Genomic DNA, 20,198 nt, shown 5'->3' on the forward strand with positions numbered 1-20,198 from the left:
ATTAATCCACAAACTCAATGGTATTTACTCCAAACAATGGTTTACCTTCTGCTTTCGGATTTTTGAATACAAAATAGATATTTTGTACACCTGCTACATCAACCTTGATTTTTAGCGGATTCATATTTGCTTCCTGCACATCAGCAGTACCGATTACAGTTCCGGTTGGTGAGCCTAATCTTACTTCCATAGTACCTCCTACTGTCGTACCTTGTTGCGAAAATGCACCAATGATAATGGTTTTAATACCTGTCAGGTCAATATCTTTGAAAGCTATGTAGCTATCGTTTTCAGAGGCTATAGCTAACTCACCTCCTAATTGTTCAACATTAAATTTCGCTACGCCTTTCGATTCGTCATAAGTAACGGCTTTAATCTTAGGGCTACGCAAAGCTAAAGACTGAGAAGTACTCAACGGGCCGATTACTTTTCCGCCTTTGTCGGTGTAAGTAGCCTGAATGATATAAGCACCTTCTTTTTTACCTTTATGTGCCGCAGCTTCATAAGCACCTGTAACCGGTTGTGAAGCCTTACGGGTATCGTTTAAAGAAAGTATATAATCAACCATGTCTCTTGCCTCTGACATTGGTATTTGTGGGTGAGCAGCCATGGCTTGTTCGCCCCATACACCACCGCCACCTTTGATAACTTTTTCAGCTAACTGGTTGATAGCCGTTTGACCACGACGGTATTTCTTCGCTATATCCATATAAGCAGGCCCGATAGATTTTTTATCAACAGCATGGCAAGCTTTACAATCGCTTAAATCAATCAGACGTTTTCCTGCAGCAAAGTTCATATTTTCTTTATGCCCTTGTTCCAGCATGGTTTTGTCATATCCTTCCAGATAGTTAATGTTTACCACTACATCTTCCGGGTCAATGCCTTTAGATAAAGTACCATCTTCTTTATCGGTTACTTTTACATCATAATTGATTTTGTCCTTATCAAAGAAGAAAGTTTTATTACCTTGTACCGAGATATTTACGGTAGGCACAGCATTACCCACTTTAACAATAGTACTCTGCGACGATTTATTTCCGGCAGCATCTGTTACTGTCAATACCACATTATATTCACCCGGTTTGGTAAAGGTAAATTTCGGATTAGCCTGTGTACTTACAGGTAAGCCCTTACCGAAATTCCATGAATATTTCATGGCATCTTTGTCGTAATCTAAAGTTCCGGCTGATGAAAAAGCTACTGTCAAAGGTGCAGCACCTGCTTTTTTATCGGCCGCCATCATAACAAAAGGTTTTCTGTTACCCGGATTGTATTCAATTACTGACAATGTGGCATCTTCGTTCTGCGCAAACCAGTTCATGCCATAATCTAATACAAACAAACGACCATCTTTAGAGAAAGCCATGTCCATTGGGTGAGCAAACTTGGCACTTGGCATAAAACGCTCCATACCCTGATAGTTGCCTTCTTTATCCATACTTACCAGATAAATCCAGTCACGCATCCATTCATAGGCAAAGAATTTACCATCAAAATAGCTTGGGAAACGCTTCGGATTATTGGTATAATCTTCTGAATAATACACAGGGCCTGCCATTGGGTTCGCTCCCCCCTTACCAAATTCAGGATAAAGTTTCGATACGCCATATCCATAATAGAGCCACGCTTTGGTAGCAGGCATCAATTCTCTTAAACCTGTATTATTCGGTGAGTCATTGATCGGTTTGGCTGCATCATATTTTTCACCTGATTCTTTTTTAGCAAAATCATAGTGATTATAAGCAAAGTTATCTCCGGTAAAGATAGGCCAGCCAAAGAAGCCCGGTTTACGAGCCTGGTTAAACTCTACAAGACCATCAGGACCACGTTTAGGGTCAGCTTTTCCGGCATCAGGGCCTACATCACCCCAATATAAATAGCCGTTGCGTTTATCAACCGAAATTCTGTATGGATTACGCATACCCATCGCATAAATTTCCGGACGGGTTTTGTCTGTTCCGGCAGGGTACAAGTTGCCTTCAGGAATTGTATAAGTACCATTGTCCTGTGGTTTAATTCTCAATACTTTCCCACGTAAATCATTAGTATTACCCGATGAACGAAGCGCATCCCAACCTTCACGACCCGGGGCGAAATCAATTGGCGCATAGCCCTCAGAAGCAAACGGGTTAGTATCATCGCCTGTTGAAAGGAAAAGATTTCCTTTACCGTCCCAGTCAATTGACCCACCTGTGTGGCAACACTCATCACGTTTGACAAACACACGTAACAATACTTTTTCTGACGACATCACAATTGTATCTTTCTTATCGTCATATTCAAATCTGGCCAAAAAGTTATCTTTGGTTACTTCACGGGTTTCGTCAGGTGTATAGTATAGATAAATCCAGTGATTTTTCTCATAGTTAGGGTCAGCACCAATACCCATCAAGCCATATTCAAACTTGGTATACACAGGCATTTGCCCGGCCAATTTCACTTTCTTGGTAGCCGGATTCCAGACCTTTAAAGCGCCTTTACGCTCAACAAAAAGCACTTTACCGTTTGGTAAAACGGCTAATTCCGTGGGTTCATTCAGGTTGCTTGCCAATGTAGTGCGCTCAAAACGATTTTCTTCCGGTGAGCGTACAGAACGGGCTTTCGAATAGTCTAATTTGGTAGCCATAGCCCATTTTAATCCTTGCCAGAAATGTTCTGTTATTAATGGTTCGCTGAAAGTTTCAGGTGTATGACCGTAGTTTGAATAAAACGCCTTACCACCATCAAACTCATGGTACCATGCCATCGGGTGAAAATCGCCCATTTTACCCATCTCGTAACTGCTTTCATCTACTCTTACAATAAATTTCAGAATGTCTTTTTTCAATGATTTGAAATCATAAAACTCATCGGTTTTTTCGAAAGTATCAGGAAAATGTGCCGAAGCAGGGAAGGTTTTATCAAGGGTAATCATTTTACCTTTTTGCACATTTGATACTCTACCGCCCGGGTGACTGGCAAAATATCCACCCATCAAATCATTATACCAGGGCCAGTTATATTCGGTATCAGAAGCAGCGTGGATACCCACATAGCCACCACCTGCCTGAATATATCGCTCAAAATCAGCTTGTTGTGCCGGATTCAATACATCTCCGGTAGTGCTTAAAAAAACCACAGCCGCATAGTTTTTCAGATTGGCTTCATTAAACTTTGAGGCATCGGTAGTAGTATCAACACCTATGGCTTGTTTTCTACCTAATTCGATAAAAAACTGATTGCCCTCTTTAATAGAGTTGTGGTGAAAACCTTTGGTTAAAGAAAAAACTAATATTCTTCTTTGCTGTGCAAACGAACTCGCACCCACAAACAAGAGTAGCATTAAAAGGATAGGATTAAACTGTTTTTTCATTAGAATAACTAATATTTTTTATGAGAAACAAAGGTAATTAAAAACCAAAGAATAAGTGTCGTTCAGACATTAAAAAGTATTTTATTGAGAATATATAGGAGGATTTGCCGAATAATTAAATTGTGGTGCGAACTGGAAGTTCGCACCACAATTTAATTATTCGGCATTTATTCGTTCAGTAGAAACAGCTATAAAATTGTTGCTAATATCATATAATACTTCTAAATAACCTTATGCTTTCAATGTCTACTGCGAACTTCAAGTTCGCACCATAACTTAATTATTCTACTTCCCAGCCCTCAACACATAAGTTTTCCCGGCCTGTGTAGGTAAATCATACACCATAGTTTCTTTAATAAAACTGGCATCCACATTGGCTTTAGGCGATACCAATGGTTCTTTAATAGCCGCTATCTGGAAAAACGGATTCGGGTTTTTACCATTGGCTTTTTTCATAGGCAGATTGGTCTTCAAAGCATGGCTTACACGCAAGCGGCAGTTCCCTCCTATCGTAGATTTTATGATTAGTTCGGTTATCTTCCCATTTTTCCAGGTCATTTTTACAATTTCAAATCCACCTCTCGCTTTCAGGCCGCTTACACTACCTTCACTCCATCTATCGGGTAAGGCAGGTAATAGTTGAATAGCACCATCATGACTTTGCATGAGCATTTCGGCAATTCCGGCGGTGCAACCAAAGTTCCCATCAATCTGGAATGGTGGGTGTGCGTCGAATAAATTATCGTAGGTTCCTCCACCTTGTCGACCCGGTACTTCGGCAGGCGATAACTGGTCGGTAATGAGTTTATAGGCACGGTTACCATCTAAAAGCCTTGCCCACCAGTTGACCTTCCAACCCATTGACCAGCCTGTCGATACATCACCTCTATAAATCAAAGAGGTACGAGCCGCTGCAAATAAAGCAGGATGTTGATATGGCGAAACCTGATTGGAAGGAAAAAGTCCATATAAATGCGAAATATGGCGGTGTTGGTCTTTCGGATCGTCTAAATCCTCTAACCATTCCTGCAATTGGTTGTGCTGTCCTATCTGCATAGGAGGTACTTGTTGCAATTTAGTTTTTATCTGATTGGCAAATTCCGTATCTGTTTTTAATACTTTAGCTGCATTGATAGCATTGGAAAACACATCAAAAACTAACTGATTATCCATTGTAGCTCCTGCCGCAATAGAAGATTTCGGGCGACCTGCCGGAGAGTTTTCAGGTGAGCTACTTGGGGTTACTACCAGCCATTGATGAGATGGTTCAGGTATTAAGAAATCATGATAAAACGTAGCGATACCTTTTAGGGCCGGATAATATTTTTGTAAAAAGGCTTTATCTCCTGTATACAGATAATGTTGCCATATGTGTTGACTCAACCATGCCCCACCCATCGGCCACATACCCCAGAAAGCGCCATCTACTGCTCCATTGATACGCCATAAGTCAGTATTATGGTGTGCTACCCAGCCATTAGTACCATACATGGTTCGGGCAGTCTCTACACCTGTTTCCGATAACTCTCTCACCATATCAAACAAAGGCTCGTGCATTTCTGTCAGGTTAGTAAGTTCGGCAGGCCAGTAATTCATTTCTGTATTAATGTTGATGGTATATTTACTATCCCAGGGCGGATTTACCCGATTATTCCAGATACCTTGTAAATTGGCAGGTTGTCCACCCGGGCGAGACGAAGAAATCAATAAATAGCGACCAAACTGAAAATACAGCGATACAAAACTGGGGTCATTGCCCTGTGCAAAGGCTTTCAGGCGTTCGTCAGTAGGTAGTTTCGCCGCTTCGTTTGTACCTAAGTCTAATTTTACTCTTTTAAAAAAACGCTGATATTCTTTGATATGGTTGTTGAATAAAGTACCATAAGGCATTTTTTCTGCCTTAGCTATATAGGCTTCTGCCTTTGTATTTTCGTCGGCACTTACATCATGGTAATTCACAAAATTGGTGGCAATGGATACCAACAAGGTTACTGCCGACGCATTTTCAACCGTAACACTTGTATCATTTTTACTGGTTCGCCCATCGTTAGGCAATATTTTTGCCACTGTACGGAAACGCACCTCACCTTTTACACCCTCATGGTCTTTACCAAGCCCGGAAAGCGATACCTGATTTCGTAGGGTAGTTGCAGCCGTTTTAAAGGGGCTGTTCATCGACAGCTTAAAAGACAGGCTCTTAGCCTTATTGGCATTCAGGCGAATCACTATTACCTGGTCAGGAATAGAAATAAAAGTAGTTCGGGTATATTTAACCCCATTCACCTGATAAGTAGTCGTTTGAATAGCCTGCTCAATATCTAATTCTCTCCGGTAATTCGTATAATTTTCATGATTAGGAAAATCTAACTGAATATTTCCGACAGGCAGGAACATCTGTCCATGATTTTTCTTGGCAATAATATGTCTCTGGGCTAAATCCTGCGCCTCCTGACTTTTCCCCTCAAAAATAAGCTGACGAATAGCAGATAAATTAGCTAAAGCATCAGGGTTATCATTTCTGCTCGGCCCACCTGACCAAAATGAAGACTCATTTAACTGCAAGGTTTCGTGTACTACATTTCCATAAGCCATAGCCCCTAACCGCCCGTTACCCAAAGGCAAGGCTTTTGTCCAGGTATTAGCGGCAGGTTGTTTGTACCATAGTTTAAGATTGGTTTGCTGAGCCCGTATGGCCGTAGAAAACAACAAAAGAAGTACAAGAATTCTTTTCATAAAGCAAGTTGAAAGGGTTAAAGAATAGATAAATATGCTCAAAGAGAGCTATTATTCATCGGCAAAGATAATATTCCTGAAGAAAGATAATAGTATATCTCCGGCTTTTCTTCTATCTTTTTGAATTTATAAAAGCAGAGATATGGATAGTTTTGAGAGAAAATCAGGTAAAAAACAACTTTAGGCAGGCAATAGTCAGCCCAAAAGCCAACAGATAGCGCAGGGTAGGAATATTAAACCGTTGGCTACCAAAATAAGACCCTAATAAACCTCCCACAATAGTTGCCCCTACTGCCCATTGTAAATCAGGTGTGAGATGAATACCCCCTTTAGACAATTGCCCATATAAGCCTGACAAAGAATTTACGAAGATAAATAAAGCTGATACAGCCGCTGTTTCTTTCAATTTTGACCAACGCATGAGTAGCATTAAAGGACTCAGGATAATCCCTCCACCAATCCCAATCATACCCGATAATAAACCTATGGCCGCTCCTGACAACAAAGCTGCCCATAATGGTATAGGACGGTTAGGTGTTTCTTCTGTACGAAACTGGTAAAGCAGACGGGCAATAGAGATGAATATACAAACCGCCAGTATTTTTTTATAGATACTATCAGGAAGTGTCATGGTGCCTCCCAGATATGCCATAGGGATACTGGCCAGTGCAAAAGGAAGAAACAGATTAATTTTAAAATGCCCTGCCCGATAAAACCCGATAAATGAAAACAAAGACACTGCCAGATTCATTACCAGAGCCGACGATTTCATCATAGCAGGGGCCACACCCATCAATGCCATCACAGCCAGATACCCACTTGCTCCTCCATGCCCCACAGATGAATATAGAAACGCAACAATAGCTAACAGAAAGAGTAGGATATATAAAGTAGATTCCATAAGCATCAGGCTGGGTCGTTATGTTTTTACAAATATAACGCAATTCCCTATTTTACTCCAAAGAATTTAGACTTCTGGTATCTGAATTTGTAATTTAGAGCAGGTTCGCTTAAATTGTAGCCTCTATCAATATCCACAAATCTTATGAACGGTTTTTTCTTGGACTTCTTTCATTCGGTCAGTATCATTGTTATTCTTATTGTAGCTTTGGCCTTCTCACAATTAGCGCGCAAAGCACTTAACCGATACGCAAGAGTTTCTGCAAATAATATCAGAATTAACCCTACTACTTTTAGTTTTCTGAAAAACGCCATCAGTTTCGTCATTTTTGCGGTAGCCATCATTCTGGTTGTGCATCTGATTCCGGGTCTGGAAAAACTGGCAACTACTTTATGGGCAAGTGCAGGTATCTTGTCGGTTGTGATAGGTTTAGCCACACAACAGACTTTCGGCAATATTGTAAGCGGTATTTTTATTGTTATTTATAAGCCCTTTCGCATTGGCGATGCTATCCAGTTACCCAACGGACAACACGGTATTGTAGAAGATATTACTTTGCAATATACAGTTATCAATAATGCTGAAAACCGACATATCATTGTACCCAACTCGGTTATTACAAGAGATTATGTGATTAATTCGACAATTATTGACGACAAAGTATGTAACCAGATTGACATAAAGATTATTACCAAAGATATTGACAGAGCTATGAGCCTGCTTAAGGAAATAGCCGTCAGCCATCCTGATTTTTATAATGCTTCTATCATAGAAGTACCTAATGAAACCCTTCCAAAAATTACTCCTGTATTGGTACAGGTAATTGACTTATCTGACTCATGGATTACACTAAGATTGAGCGTATGGTGCAAATCTTCAACCAAAGCCTTTGCTATGAAATCTGATTTATTATTAGCCATAAAAAAACGTTTTGATAGTGAAGGAATTAAAATATAAGAGCTACTCAGAAAGTAGCTCTTGGGTTGAAAAATGGATTTAATTGTTCAGGTCAGATGGAATTAATGTCTGCATTTGGTAATTGCACCGTTACTTTTGTACCCTGGTTCAGTTCACTCTGAATATTTATTTTACCTTTATGCAGTTCTACAATTTTATTACATACCGAAAGCCCTATACCAAAGCCGGAAATATTGAGGGCATTTTTTGAACGGTAAAAAGGTGCAAAAATCGTTTCCAGGTCTTCTTTGGGTATGCCTATACCTTCGTCTTTAATCGTAACTATGGTATGTGTTTTATTGAAATCAATAATTACCACCGCCTGTTGCATGGGTGAGTATTTACAGGCATTATCTATCAGATTAATAAAAGTGGTTTTCAGAAGTGCTTCGTTCCCAAAAACAATAATCGAATATTCGTTTTCAGGCTCTTGTGCATACTCTACTACAATGCGGTATTCAGGCTTACTCAATCCTAATTCATCTTGTGCCTGAAAAATAATATCATCAATACGTACTTCACCAAAATTAATTAATGGTGATTTAAACGGACGCACTATCTGCAATAAGCCATTCGAAAGATTGATAAGCCGATTAATATCCTGACGGATATTCTGCAAAATACCTTTGTGCTGCTCTATGGAAAGATTTTCTTCAAGACTAATCTCTACTTCTGACTTTAAAGCGGCTAAAGGTGTACGTAATTCGTGTGAGGCATGAGAGACAAAACTTTTCTGTAACTCGAATGACTGCTCTAACCGAGACAGCATTTTATTAAAAGCTGCTGCCAACATTCCTATCTCGTTCTTGCTATCATGTCCTTCAATACGTTGCCTGAGATTATTGGCCGTAATAGTACTTATCTTATTTATAAACAGGTTTACCGGTTTCAACGCCCCCCCGGCAAAGAAGATACCTAAAATAATAGTAATTAAAATACCTACTATCAACCCTATAATGAGTGTATCACGCAGGTTTTTCAGTTTGCTCTTCCCGAATTTATCAAAGGCTGAAGCTAATATAACAAAGTGCTGTGGGCCATTATTATAAATTAGACCTAAAGATTCATTTTCGCCGCTTGGCAACTCTAAATATTTAGCCTCCCTTACACTATCTAATAAGGCAGCATCATAATTAATGACGATTTCGTCAATATTGCTATACAATAGCTCATTTTTGTCCGAAAAAATCAGAATTTTCTCGTCATGGAGAGCAGTCAGCGTATTTTTATCAATAATCTTTAGTAAAGCCTTATCAATCTCATCTACCTTAATAAAAAAGGAAGCTGTAGTAAGTGCCTTATTTTTCAGACGCTCTATAAATTCCTCTTCTCTATAAGAAGCTGATTGCTGATAGATAATCCATGAAAACAACGACAATAAACTTGCAACAATAATTGAAAACTGAATCGCTATTTTGGTCTGTATTTTCATGCACTTTCTCTAATCATGTAGCCTAATCCGGGGCGGGTATGAATCAGTTTAGGCTCAAAACCTTTATCTATTTTTCTGCGAAGAATATTGATATACACCTCTATCACATTAGTACCTGTATCAAAATGTATGTCCCATACATTGGTAGCAATTTCAGGCTTGGAGATAATTCTCCCCTGGTTTCTTACCAAAAACAGCAGAAAGTCATACTCTCGGGCGGTCAGGCGTATTTCCTGCCCTGCCCTTTTCACTAATTTACTGTCGAGAAAAATCTCTAAATCAGCAATCTTCACAATATTCCCCAGATTTTCAGGCTCAGGATTATTATGTCTTAATGCCACCAATACTCTATGATATAACTCTCTGAAATCGAAAGGTTTTACAATATAGTCGTCTGCTCCTGCTTCAAATCCCTCTATCTTATCTTCTATTTCGCTCATCGCTGTAAGCATCAGTATTGGCAAATTAGGCTTAAACGACCTGATACTTTTGCATACTTCAAAGCCATTCATTTCAGGCAGATTAATATCCAGTATAATCAGGTCAAAGTCAATAGACTCTGCTCTTCTCAAGCCTAAAGTGCCGTTATAAGCTACTTCTATTTCAAAACCTTTATTTGATAATCCTCGTGTCAGTAACTGAGCAATTCTCTGGTCGTCTTCAATTACTAAAATTTTTTTTGCCGACATTTCCATTCACAATCTTTAAAATAATCCGGTTTTTAATACGTATAGTCATGGTTTTTACTGATTAAAAGAGTTTCTTCCCTCTTATTCATCTTCATTTCAAGACATACATTTACTCAAAGATACAAATCTAAAATCAGTGATTTTATTCATTTATCTTTTTTTAATTTATTTCTAAGTAAGAATTAAGGTGTATTTCAAGGCAAAAAAAGATTTATAGCTTAAAATTGTATCAGGATTAAAAGCTTTCGAAGCAGCAAAATATACCCTGAAAATATTCTTAACCTGAAACGCTGAAAATACCTTAATAAACCGACACAAGCAGTATTTTATTGCCTATAACCCTATAATAACCGAATAAACTACTGTTTCCATTAAAAATATCCTTAATTTATTAACTGACTACGTATATTTCTTTTTAAAGTACCGATTCGCAATTACCTTTGCTTTTCGATTGTTTTTAAAGCTTTCCTAAACTATCTATTACAACATGAACCAACAACCCACAGAACACCAGACCCGCACCTATGCGGCGGCTATCAGTATTTTACTTTTATTAGCATTACTATGGGGTGGATACCAATGGCGAATCGGAGGAACACTCAAAAAAGAAAACGAAGTATTAACCAAACGAACCGACTCTTTAAAAGTAGTAAGAGATAATCTCCAGAGAGATTTAGAAGGTATATCCTCACAATTAGAAGCAGCTACTGCTCACAATCAGACTCTTTCGGCCTCACTGACAGGTATCAACGAAAAGTTAGCCGAAAAAGACAAAATATTGAATCGCCTGCAAAAAGAAAATCAGTCTCTGGGGGCTTTAAGAAAACAGGTAAATGAATTGAAGCTACTGAAAGAATCTCTTGGGAATGAATTAGCCAGTATTAAGCAGGAAAATGCTCGTTTAAGGGCTGATAATTCGAGACTAAGTAAAGAAAATGAAGATTTAAGAAAGCTGAACGACAATAAAAATGTCACTACTTTTTTGCCAAAAGAAGAAGAGTCGTCTAAATCTCTTTTAGGTGCCAATGCTTTTCGGGTAGAGGTGATGAACCGAAGAGAAAAACTGATAGTAAAAGGTCGCAGAGCGAGAGAATTAGCTATTATGTTCGATTTACCGGAAGAAGCGAAAGGAGGGGCAGACGAAATTGTATACCTGAGCCTGAAAGACATTACTCAGAAACCTCTGAAAGACACAAAAGCCAAACAGGTAAATGTTGATATAAAAGGAGTGATGAATCCGGTTGCAGTTCATGTTACTAAAGCTGTAGATTTTACCCGAAACCCTCAAAGGGTTACGCTAAGATATAAATTAGATGAGAAATTGAAATCGGGCGTATATGTTGCTGAGCTTTTTACCGAAAAATTATTTGTAGGAAAAGTTGAGTTCCGGTTGAGGTAATTTGCTATCAACATCAATTATCAAGCACTTTTAGCTTTGGGATTTATATTGATAAAATTGGTAAAGATTAGCATTATCTTTACCAATTTTTTTTGTTCCTACTTCACATGAGTCAGTACTCTCGGAATCGGAATAATTTCTGTCTGACGGCCATCTATATACCGAAACCCTTTTTCATCAAAAAAGCCATCTTCTTCCAGCATAATCCTGATGGGTTTCTTCCATTCTGTCAAATCAACCGATACGTTCAGTTCTATTGAGTAAGCCGTATTATAATTCAATGGATAATCACCGCTACCAATAGTTTTCCCCTGATTATCCCACATACCAATAGTTGGCCCGGCAGCATGTCCATGATTACCAATAGGGTGTGTATAAATTGTTCCTCTCAGGCCATCTTTTTTTGATTGTTCCAGAGCTTTTGATAAAATCTCATTACCTGTAAGTCCTGCTTTAAAATTATCGGTCAGATTATTCTGCAACTGATTCCCCTGTTTAAATGCCTTTTTCAGATATTCGGGTACATCTGTTTCTCCTGCTTTCAGTATATAGGCATGTTGCTGTTGGTCAGAGTTCAGGCGTAAATAAATTATTCCGAAATCACAGTGTAACAAATCACCCGGCATAATCACCTGTTTCTGAGGGCGTTTCGAGAAAGTTCGTAAGTGGTCAAAATTCTCGGGGTCCAATCGTTGAATATCTACTGTCGGATGAAACCACGTGTCGAGTCCCAGATCAGTTACTCTCTGGCGCATCCACCATACTACATCGTCAGTAGTAGTAATACCCGGCTGAATTACTTTATCTGAAAAGGCCTCCTGAATTATCTCATGTGAGATACGGCATATCTGCTGATAAATAATCATTTCCCTTTCTGTACGGGTTTCAAGCCAGTTTACTGCTAAATCAGAAGCCGACACAATTCTGCTTTGAAATTCGGCAGGTAATTTTTCCATTAACTCTTTCTGCTCTGTAAAGGTCAGTCCATCGGCGTGGGCATAATATTTCGAGAAATTCAAGCCTATTTTTTTAGGGTTCTTTTCTCTGATTACTTTTATCAGTGCATCCCATTGGTCAGGGTTCGTATTCAAATCCCATTCACCTTTCAGCAAATTACCTACATCATAGCGGGCAATAGCCAGACGCTCAACGCCCTCTTTAGCACCCTTATCAAAAAAAACCATGATTGTACGCCGCCTTGCCGAAAGCCATACCGAAGGCAACATGGTTTTCATTACCGGGTCTTCGTTATACTCTCTCGAAATCAGTACCCACATATCAATGCCTTCTTTCCGCATGAGTTGGGGTAATAGATTGGTCATTCTGTCTTCTAATATCTCGTCAATGACCGTAGCACGTTCACGTTCTGACAAAATACGGGCAATAGGAATCTGAGAAAAAGCACAGGTAATCGTGAGGCAACAAAAAACAAACAATAAGATTTTTTTCATGATGAAGGTAGCTTAGTTTAGAAACCTAAATATAAGCCTCCTGAATTAAAAAACATGAGCTGCCCGAACATTTTTCTACAATTCTGCTCACATTTCTACTAATTCATTTTATTTGAATATATTTGTTTAAAACCGCTTATTGCCCTATGAAATGTAGTTTTACTGTACTATTTGCTTTATTTAGTGTATCCATACTCTTTGCACAAAACAAAACTCAGGTGGTAAGAGGCAGTGTCATTGACCGCATTACCCGCCAGCCGATTGTAGGCGCCTCTGTACAGATTATAGGTACTACACAGGGGGTTATTACCGATGCCTCGGGTCTTTTCTCTATTCCTAATGTTACTATTGGCCGTCGTTCTATCAAATGTAGTTCTATCGGTTATGAAACTTATGTAAGCGAAGAATTTATTCTGAATTCTGCCAAAGAAGTGGTATTGACAATTGAGCTAAATGAAGCCACAGGAGATTTGCAGGAAGTAAAAATAACAGCTTCGCAAAACACAAGTCGCCCTGTAAATGACCTCGCTTTTGTGAGTGCGAGGTCTTTTACAGTAGAAGAAACGGAGCGGATTCCGGCCTCTGTCAATGACCCCGGACGTATGGCATTGGCTTATCCGGGTGTAAAAGCAGGCAGAGACGAAAACGAAAATAAAATTGTAGTACGTGGCAACTCTCCTTTTGGTATTCTTTGGCGTTTAGAAGGTATTGATGTGCCTAATCCGAATCACTTTGCACAACCGGGTTCTGGTGGTGGAGGTATCACGGTTTTTAGTGCACAGTTACTAAGCCGTTCTGACTTTTTTACGGGTGGTATGCCTGCCGAATATGGAAATGCCATTACAGGTGCTTTCGATATCCGGTTCAGAGAAGGCAATCGGCAAAAAAGAGAATACAGAACTAAAATAGGCTTATTAGGGCTCGATTTCTCAACAGAAGGTCCCATTGCCAAAGGCCGTTCGTCTTATTTAGTCAATTATCGCTACTCTACTTTAGGCTTATTGAGCCAGATGGGTTTTTATCTGGTAGGCGAACGGGTATCGAACCTTTTTCAGGATTTATCTTTCAATGTAGCTTTTCATAGTAAAGATGGCAAGAAAACCACTACCCTTTTTGGCTTAGGTGGTTTAAGTACTGAACATTATTTTCCGGTCGAAAATCCCGAAGAACGTGTATTGGGAAAAGCCGATAACTGGGAAGACAGAATCAGACCTGCCAATATGGGAGCTGTGGGCTTAACTCATACAAGCAATATCAACGAAAAATCATCACTTAAGTATGTAGTGGCTGTTATTGGCAGTTCTATCAAACGTTTCTCTGATACACTCAGCCTGAAAGATGAAAGATTCAGGTATGATACACAAGCCTACAAAGAGTTTCGTTTGGCAGGTTCGGTGGCCTATAACTACAAATTCAGTAATAAAACCCGTTTAAAAACCGGAGGCATTCTGAATTACATTGATTTTGATTTCTTTAAAGAGACTGCCGCCCGAAAATCGGTCAGCGACGTCAATCAATTAAATGCAGGCAGAAAAGTTTCAGTAAATGGCAGTGGCAATACCCAGACAGCACAGGCTTATGCGCAGATAGTACAGAATGTAGGCAAAGGCATAACCTTAAATGCCGGATTTCATTTCATGCACCTCTTTCTGAATAATACTTCTTCCATAGAACCCCGTTTATCAATCCAGTATCGTTCGCCCAATGCGCATACTTTTAGTTTTGCGTATGGTTTATACAGCCAGTTGCTACCCATGAGTGCTTATTTCTATACCCGAAAGGATACAGTGGCCGGAGTAGTCAGCGAATCTAAACCTAACAGAAACTTATCATTCCCAAGGTCAAATCACTTTATTCTGAGCTATAATTATGTAACGCCGGGTCTCTGGAAATTTTCAGCAGAGGCTTATTATCAGCTATTAAACAAAATTCCGGTAGAGCCTAAAGCGGGCTCTTCTTACTGGATGCTCAACTATGCTGATAATTTCCCCGAATTTGCCGTAATAAGTAAAGGCAAAGGCAGAAACTATGGCATTGATTTATCTGTTGAAAGATTTTTCTCTAAAAAATACTATTTAGTACTTACAGGCTCTCTGTTTGATGCCAGGTACCAGACCGTTGACGGTAAATGGTATAATTCTTCATTTAATGACAAGTTCAGCACGGCACTTACTTTTGGCCGCGAGTTTATATTTAAAAATGGCTCTGTTTTTCAGCTTGGGGCGAGGTCAATCTACAACGGTGGTTTCAGGTATACCCCGCTTGACGAAACAGCGTCTGCCCAGGGAAAAACGTATATAATGCTGAAAGGTGCCGATTATTCATTGCAGGCACCTGCTTACTTTCGTATTGATGGCAGGATGTCTTACCGCACCAATCGCCGGAAATATGCCACAGTAGTATCGTTAGATGTACAGAATGCTACCAATAAAATCAATATTACGAGTGTGCAATATAACAGTATAGAAAACCGGCTAGAGGCTCGCAAAACAGGCAATGGTCTGGTACCTGTGCTGAGTTTTCAGATAGACTTTTAAATCTATCTGTATAAAAGCCGCTTTTCACCATCATAATCAGGTATTTCATCTATAAAATACCTCTATCATACATTATTAATTTCTAATCTGTCTTTGAATATTTATATTTGTCAGTTATACAATTTATTTAGTCTGTGTCTATTCTATGATGTCTTTATTCTCAAAAATAGCGGTCATTACCCTTGTGCTATTCGCTGGTGCTTGTGTAACTCCATTTGAGATGAATGTATCAAGTGCAAAGAAATATCTGGTAGTAGAAGGCAATCTGACAGACACAGACGAAGAACAAAACATTACTATTCATGAAACCTACAATTTCGAAAAAGACTCTTATAATGTTCCGACCTTGAACCTGAAAGTTGAAATTGTAATCAATGGTTCTGAAACAGTCCGCTCTACTGAAAAAGGCAATGGTAGTTATGTTTTCCCTTACGGTTTTCGTATATATCCGGGTACTGCTTATCAATTAAGAATTACAAAACCTGATGGTACGGTTTATGAATCAAGTGAAGAAAAAACTACACAGGTACCTGCCATTGACCGGATTTTTGATGAATTTGAATCACAGGGCATAGCAGGCGAATTGAGAGACATACCCGCCAATTATATTTATTTAGATTTCAAGGATAATCCCGAGGAAAAAGATTACTATGTCTGGACATGGAAATTGTGGGAACGCCAATACTATTGCTACACCAATTACTACGATTTCTCTTGTGACAGCGAATGTTGGGAAATATTGTATAACAAAGATTTTAACGTTTTCAGCGATGTTTATGCTAACGGCAAAAGTAATTACGGAAAGTTAATTGGCAAGATACCTTTTTACTCGTTCGATGGAGCACTTCTTGAAATTGAACAAAAGACTATATCAGCACAGGTATATCAGTATTTTAAACTGGTAAGTGAGCAGTCGCAGAAGAGTGGCACACTGGTAGATACGCCACCTGCGGCCATTGTAGGGAATATAAAAAATATCCATGATATTACCGAGCCCGTAGCAGGGGTATTTTCGGTAGCAAGTATAGTAAAACAAAAATATTGGTTAGACCGTAAGAATGGTTATGGCAAGGCTGTACCTGTAAATGTGCTGGGTCGGGCACCAGTTCCGGCACCCAATGCACGACCTTATCCTTGTGTGGAAGGACCCGGACGTACGCCCTGGAAACCGGAAGGGTGGATAAACTGAAACATACAACTATAGATAAAATTTCCATTTGACTAATGCGTACAAAAATAAAGGGGTTGATTCTTGTAATAGGCTTGTGGATAGGCTCGTGCGTTGAGCCTTTTGAAATAAGTTTTCCGCAAGGTAAAAAAATCCTCACAGTAGATGCTACCATTATTGATACTACTGAAGAGCAGTTTTTTACGATTACTGAATCTGAAAGCCGGAATAGTGTAACTTATTCGTTTCCTATCAGGCAAGCCAGAGTTGAAGTATTGGTTAATCAAACAGAAAAGGTATTGCTTACCGAAAAAAATCCCGGTATTTATGCTCTACCGAGGTCGTTTCAGTTAAAAATAGGTAATAGCTATAAACTTTTGTTTGAGAAGTCAGACGGAACAAAATATGAATCAGGAGAAGAAATCATGACCAGTGTACCTGATATTGATCGGGTATATGATGAGTTCAGGATGAGAGGCAGTGAAACACAAACAGGTTATGACCCGGCATCTTATATTTATTTAGATACAACAGATCCCGCTGACGAAAAAAATAATTATGTGTGGTCATGGAAATTGTGGGAGAAACAGAGTATCTGTAAATCTTGTGTGGGTGGCCGATATTTTACTTCACCACCACCTCTGGGAAAATGTGAAAGCGAAGAAAAGTATAAAGATGTGCCATATTTTGATTATGCCTGCGACGGCAATTGCTGGGATATATTTTATAATAAAACCATTAATGTGTTCAGCGACATCTTTAGCAACGGGAAACCCATTATAGGGCGGTTAATAGCTAAAATACCTTATCATCTGCGAGAAGGAGCTTTGCTTGAAATCAAACAGCAATCTGTTTCGGCTGCCGCTTATAGGTATTTAAAACTTTTAGTTGACCAGGCACAGAATACAGGTAGCCTGGTTGATACGCCTCCGGCAGCAGTGATTGGCAATATCAGAAATGTAGCGAATCCTGATGAGGAAACTGCCGGATTTTTCATGGTTTCAGGCGTACGGACACTCAGATACTGGTTAAACCGTGAGAATGCCAGAGAAAGTGAAGCTGTTCCGACAGGTATTATCGGGCATCAGATTTATTATGAACCTAACTCATTACCACCTGACCCACCGAGACCTCCTTTAGCTCCATGTGTACCGGGTAAGTACCGGACAAACGTGAAGCCGGAGGGCTGGATTGATTAAACGATAATCAAATTAAAATTAATAAAATGCTCAAAAGCAAAAGTTTTTTACTCCTACTGTGTGTCTGTTTGATGTTTTACGCTTGTGTTGAACCTTTTAGTTTAGGAGGACAGCAAGAACGAAGAATATTAACAGTTGATGCTACTATTACCGACTTAGCTGATGAGCAGATAGTTAAACTTACGGAATCTTTTAGCAGTGGCAACGTAGTATATGCGCTACCTGTTACAAAAGCTAAGGTAGAAATTGTAATCAATGGTAATGAAAGGGTGCTTCTGACTGAAAGGGCCGGAGGGGAATATGTTTTACCTATTTCATTTCATACAAGAGTAGGCGAAAAATATAAACTGGTTTTTCAGAAAGAAGACGGAACCAGCTATGAGTCAACTGAAGAACGCCAGAGTGTAGTCTCTGATATTACCAGAGTGTATAATGAATTCAAGGCCGATGGCATTAAAACGACCTCTTTAGATAAGCCGGCTCATTATGTATATATTGACACCAATGACCCTGCCAATGAAAAGAACAATTATATGTGGTCGTGGAAACTGTGGGAAAGACAAAACGTTTGTATGACCTGTACCGGTGGCAGATATTTTACTTCCCCTGCTCCTGCGCGTTGCAGATTAGAGCCTGCTTTCTCGGAAGTAACCTATGACTATTATTGTGCTGAATCTTGCTGGCAGATTTTTTATAATGAAGAGTTGAATGTTTTCAGTGATGTCTATTCTAACGGTCAACCGATTGTAGGCAGGCTCGTGGGAAAAATCCCCTATTATTCTTCAATGGGTGCTTTGCTTGAAATCAAACAACAATCTATTTCATCATCGGCTTATCAGTATATGAAACTATTAGCCAATCAGGTTCAAAATAATGGTAGCCTGGTAGATACGCCTCCTGCAGCTATTATTGGCAATATAAGAAATGTAGCTAAATCTGACGAAGCCGTGGCGGGTTTCTTTATGGTAACAAGTGTTCGTACTCAAAAATATTGGTTAGATAAACAAAATGCAGATGTGCTGGTAACACCTATAGGCGTTGTTGACCATCCTGTTAATTTTGAGCCTTCAGCCGGAGACCCCAGACGCCCTCCTGCAGCTCCTTGCGAAGAAAGCAGAGTTCGTACCCGTTTCAAACCTGAGGGTTGGATAAATTAGTGAAATTTAAAAAACTTTAGAAATGACCCGCATTACATCTGTTATTTCTCTCTCAATGATTTTGTGGGTTTGCTCGTGTATAGAGCCATTCCCCTTAACTTTTAATGGCAATAAGGTTATTTTTACAGTTGAAGCTACGCTTACAGACATCGACGAGCCTCAGAAAATTAAAATAGCTGAATCTATTTCTTACGAGCGAAATACCTATTCATTGCCGGTTTTAGAAGCCAAAGTTGAGATATTGGTAGATAATAAAGAGAAAATCATGCTTACCGAACAGGAAAATGGAGTCTATGCGCTTCCAGCTTCTTTTCGTACCAAAACAGGTAGTACCTATCAGTTATTCATTCAGAGGGTTGATGGCTCTCAGTATAAGTCAGGTATAGAAACAATGGTTAGTGTCTCTGATATTACCGGAGTTTATGATGAATTTGTTTTTGAAGGCATACCAAGAGGAGAGTTTTATATCCCGGCCAATTATGTCTACATTGATACACCCGACCCCGTCGGTCAGAAAAATAATTATATGTGGACCTGGAAATTGTGGGAATTGCAGGAGATATGTGTTACCTGCGCAAATGGCAGGTATTTTAAGACGGGAGCCTTACGAGACGCCCAGGGGTGTAGAAAAGAAACCGGGTTGCTCAATCAGTGGTTCGATTATTTTTGTAACGGTGATTGTTGGGATTTGTTTTTCAGTAAAGAGCTGAATGTATTCAGTGATATCTATACCAATGGCAATTTAATTACCGGAAAATTAGTTGCAAAAATCCCTTACTATCAGGAAGAAGGAGGTCTGATAGAAATACAGCAGCAATCTGTTTCGCCAGATGCTTACCGTTATTTTAAACTCATAGCAGACCAGGTACAGAGTAACGGAAACCTGGTAGATACCCCTCCCTCAGGAATCATCGGTAATGTGAAGAATATCAATAATGCCAATGAGCCTGTTGCCGGGTTATTTATGGTTACCAGCATAAAAAAAAGAAAATATTGGATTGACCGTAAAAGTGCCAAAGGAAAAGCATTTCCTATCGGTTTATTAGACCATACGATTATACCGGAGCCCCCTGATGACCTCGACCCTGAAAGGCCTCCGCTTGTACCGTGTATTGAAGGCCCGACCCGAACCAAAATTAAACCGGAAGGTTGGATTGACCGAGTTAAAAAAAAAATAAAATACATTCATTTATCATTTACCATCAATTGATTATTCAGAA

At 39.4% G+C, this 20,198-nt stretch carries 13 protein-coding genes; 7 read left to right on the plus strand and 6 right to left on the minus strand.

What is annotated here, in order from left to right; translation table 11 throughout:
• Position 1: 1 nt before the first annotated feature.
• The 3 genes from EWM59_RS06880 to EWM59_RS06890 form a co-directional block, all read right to left on the minus strand.
• Positions 2–3,355 carry a ThuA domain-containing protein gene (locus EWM59_RS06880; RefSeq protein WP_130020208.1) on the minus strand — a complete coding sequence of 1,118 codons (3,354 nt, stop codon included), beginning with the start codon at positions 3,353–3,355 and terminating at the stop codon, positions 2–4.
• Between the two features lie 285 nt (positions 3,356–3,640).
• Positions 3,641–6,088: a glycoside hydrolase family 95 protein gene (locus tag EWM59_RS06885; protein ID WP_130020209.1), complete on the minus strand. Its 2,448-nt coding sequence runs from the start codon at positions 6,086–6,088 to the stop codon at positions 3,641–3,643.
• A gap of 163 nt (positions 6,089–6,251) precedes the next feature.
• Positions 6,252–6,989: a sulfite exporter TauE/SafE family protein gene (locus EWM59_RS06890; RefSeq protein WP_130020210.1), complete on the minus strand. Its 738-nt coding sequence runs from the start codon at positions 6,987–6,989 to the stop codon at positions 6,252–6,254.
• 144 nt (positions 6,990–7,133) lie between these two features.
• Here EWM59_RS06890 and EWM59_RS06895 point away from each other — a divergent pair, with 144 nt between their 5' ends.
• On the plus strand, positions 7,134–7,946 hold the full coding sequence (locus tag EWM59_RS06895; RefSeq protein ID WP_130020211.1) for a mechanosensitive ion channel family protein: 813 nt from the start codon (positions 7,134–7,136) through the stop codon (positions 7,944–7,946).
• A gap of 52 nt (positions 7,947–7,998) precedes the next feature.
• Here the strand turns inward: EWM59_RS06895 and EWM59_RS06900 are convergent, their stop codons facing one another.
• A complete protein-coding gene (locus tag EWM59_RS06900; RefSeq protein ID WP_130020212.1) occupies positions 7,999–9,378 on the minus strand; it encodes a sensor histidine kinase in 1,380 nt (459 codons plus the stop codon).
• Positions 9,375–10,067 (minus strand): response regulator transcription factor, encoded by a 693-nt coding sequence (locus EWM59_RS06905; protein WP_165372126.1) that lies wholly within the window; start codon positions 10,065–10,067, stop codon positions 9,375–9,377. The genes EWM59_RS06900 and EWM59_RS06905 overlap by 4 nt, the downstream gene beginning before the upstream one ends.
• 487 nt (positions 10,068–10,554) lie before the next feature.
• Here EWM59_RS06905 and EWM59_RS06910 point away from each other — a divergent pair, with 487 nt between their 5' ends.
• A complete protein-coding gene (locus tag EWM59_RS06910) occupies positions 10,555–11,466 on the plus strand; it encodes a DUF8428 domain-containing protein (protein ID WP_130020214.1) in 912 nt (303 codons plus the stop codon).
• Positions 11,467–11,564: 98 nt separating this feature from the next.
• Here EWM59_RS06910 and EWM59_RS06915 read toward each other — a convergent pair whose 3' ends face one another.
• Positions 11,565–12,917 (minus strand): M24 family metallopeptidase, encoded by a 1,353-nt coding sequence (locus EWM59_RS06915; protein WP_130020215.1) that lies wholly within the window; start codon positions 12,915–12,917, stop codon positions 11,565–11,567.
• A gap of 146 nt (positions 12,918–13,063) precedes the next feature.
• Between EWM59_RS06915 and EWM59_RS06920 the strand changes: the two genes are divergently transcribed.
• From EWM59_RS06920 to EWM59_RS06940, 5 genes are all read left to right on the plus strand, one after another.
• Positions 13,064–15,454, plus strand: coding sequence for a TonB-dependent receptor (locus EWM59_RS06920; protein WP_130020216.1), 2,391 nt, complete (start codon positions 13,064–13,066; stop codon positions 15,452–15,454).
• Between the two features lie 145 nt (positions 15,455–15,599).
• Positions 15,600–16,643 carry a DUF4249 domain-containing protein gene (locus EWM59_RS06925; protein WP_130020217.1) on the plus strand — a complete coding sequence of 348 codons (1,044 nt, stop codon included), beginning with the start codon at positions 15,600–15,602 and terminating at the stop codon, positions 16,641–16,643.
• 35 nt (positions 16,644–16,678) lie between these two features.
• The gene (locus tag EWM59_RS06930; protein ID WP_130020218.1) at positions 16,679–17,821 is read left to right on the plus strand and encodes a DUF4249 domain-containing protein; all 1,143 of its coding nucleotides are present in this window, start codon (positions 16,679–16,681) and stop codon (positions 17,819–17,821) included.
• Between the two features lie 71 nt (positions 17,822–17,892).
• Positions 17,893–18,978 carry a DUF4249 domain-containing protein gene (locus tag EWM59_RS06935; RefSeq protein ID WP_165372127.1) on the plus strand — a complete coding sequence of 362 codons (1,086 nt, stop codon included), beginning with the start codon at positions 17,893–17,895 and terminating at the stop codon, positions 18,976–18,978.
• A 22-nt stretch (positions 18,979–19,000) separates the two neighbouring features.
• A complete protein-coding gene (locus tag EWM59_RS06940; protein WP_130020220.1) occupies positions 19,001–20,188 on the plus strand; it encodes a DUF4249 family protein in 1,188 nt (395 codons plus the stop codon).
• The last annotated feature ends 10 nt before the right edge of the window (positions 20,189–20,198 follow it).

Source organism: Emticicia agri (assembly GCF_004168285.1).
Classification (GTDB): Bacteria; Bacteroidota; Bacteroidia; order Cytophagales; family Spirosomataceae; genus Emticicia; species Emticicia agri.

Coding starts and splice junctions, on each gene's coding strand:
- EWM59_RS06880 (WP_130020208.1), bottom strand. CDS start 3,355: ATGAAAAAACAGTTTAATCCTATCCTTTTAATGCTACTCTTGTTTGTG.
- EWM59_RS06885 (WP_130020209.1), bottom strand. CDS start 6,088: ATGAAAAGAATTCTTGTACTTCTTTTGTTGTTTTCTACGGCCATACGG.
- EWM59_RS06890 (WP_130020210.1), bottom strand. CDS start 6,989: ATGGAATCTACTTTATATATCCTACTCTTTCTGTTAGCTATTGTTGCG.
- EWM59_RS06895 (WP_130020211.1), top strand. CDS start 7,134: ATGAACGGTTTTTTCTTGGACTTCTTTCATTCGGTCAGTATCATTGTT.
- EWM59_RS06900 (WP_130020212.1), bottom strand. CDS start 9,378: ATGAAAATACAGACCAAAATAGCGATTCAGTTTTCAATTATTGTTGCA.
- EWM59_RS06905 (WP_165372126.1), bottom strand. CDS start 10,067: ATGTCGGCAAAAAAAATTTTAGTAATTGAAGACGACCAGAGAATTGCT.
- EWM59_RS06910 (WP_130020214.1), top strand. CDS start 10,555: ATGAACCAACAACCCACAGAACACCAGACCCGCACCTATGCGGCGGCT.
- EWM59_RS06915 (WP_130020215.1), bottom strand. CDS start 12,917: ATGAAAAAAATCTTATTGTTTGTTTTTTGTTGCCTCACGATTACCTGT.
- EWM59_RS06920 (WP_130020216.1), top strand. CDS start 13,064: ATGAAATGTAGTTTTACTGTACTATTTGCTTTATTTAGTGTATCCATA.
- EWM59_RS06925 (WP_130020217.1), top strand. CDS start 15,600: ATGATGTCTTTATTCTCAAAAATAGCGGTCATTACCCTTGTGCTATTC.
- EWM59_RS06930 (WP_130020218.1), top strand. CDS start 16,679: ATGCGTACAAAAATAAAGGGGTTGATTCTTGTAATAGGCTTGTGGATA.
- EWM59_RS06935 (WP_165372127.1), top strand. CDS start 17,893: ATGTTTTACGCTTGTGTTGAACCTTTTAGTTTAGGAGGACAGCAAGAA.
- EWM59_RS06940 (WP_130020220.1), top strand. CDS start 19,001: ATGACCCGCATTACATCTGTTATTTCTCTCTCAATGATTTTGTGGGTT.